This is a genomic window from Vibrio sp. Vb1026, assembly GCF_033338745.1.
Classification (GTDB): domain Bacteria; phylum Pseudomonadota; class Gammaproteobacteria; order Enterobacterales; family Vibrionaceae; genus Vibrio; species Vibrio alginolyticus.
In genome coordinates, this window is record NZ_JAWOTH010000217.1 from 1 (window position 1) to 1,017 (window position 1,017).

Genomic DNA, 1,017 nt, shown 5'->3' on the forward strand with positions numbered 1-1,017 from the left:
CATGACCAATTCCTAGCCGATCTTGCAGGCATTTTACCGAGTGGCACGACACCGCTTATAGTTAGTGATGCTGGCTTTAAAGTGCCATGGTATAAATCCGTTGAGAAGCTGGGTTGGTACTGGTTAAGTCGAGTAAGAGGAAAAGTACAATATGCAGACCTAGGAGCGGAAAACTGGAAACCTATCAGCAACTTACATGATATGTCATCTAGTCACTCAAAGACTTTAGGCTATAAGAGGCTGACTAAAAGCAATCCAATCTCATGCCAAATTCTATTGTATAAATCTCGCTCTAAAGGCCGAAAAAATCAGCGCTCGACACGGACTCATTGTCACCACCCGTCACCTAAAATCTACTCAGCGTCGGCAAAGGAGCCATGGATTCTAGCAACTAACTTACCTGTTGAAATTCGAACACCCAAACAACTTGTTAATATCTATTCGAAGCGAATGCAGATTGAAGAAACCTTCCGAGACTTGAAAAGTCCTGCCTACGGACTAGGCCTACGCCATAGCCGAACGAGCAGCTCAGAGCGTTTTGATATCATGCTGCTAATCGCCCTGATGCTTCAACTAACATGTTGGCTTGCGGGCGTTCATGCTCAGAAACAAGGTTGGGACAAGCACTTCCAGGCTAACACAGTCAGAAATCGAAACGTCCTCTCAACAGTTCGCTTAGGCATGGAAGTTTTGCGGCATTCTGGCTACACAATAACAAGGGAAGACTCACTCGTGGCTGCAACCCTGCTTACTCAAAATCTATTCACACATGGTTACGTTTTGGGGAAATTATGAGGGGATCTCTCAGTCCTTAGCCTTTAAGGCTTAAGTTTAGACAGTTACACAGAATTCAGGACACTCTCACTCTGATACTTATTGTTCGCAGAAGTGACCTTCTTTTGGCGATTGAGTAATCGCGTACTCTCCGTCGAGATTACGATACACAATAGTGTTCCAAATCGAGCCATCATCCATTTCAAATTCAATTGCGTAGTTCACACCGCTCACTATTTGTGC

At 44.5% G+C, this 1,017-nt stretch carries 1 protein-coding gene and 1 pseudogene; one reads left to right on the forward strand and one right to left on the reverse strand.

The window, feature by feature from the left end:
- The coding region (locus tag R7E47_RS25400) for an IS4 family transposase (RefSeq protein WP_318085597.1) at positions 1-795 on the forward strand (795 nt) is incomplete at its 5' end.
- Positions 796-873: 78 nt separating this feature from the next.
- Here R7E47_RS25400 and R7E47_RS25405 read toward each other — a convergent pair.
- A pseudogene (locus R7E47_RS25405) lies at positions 874-1,017 on the reverse strand (pyruvate dehydrogenase); the annotation flags it as partial.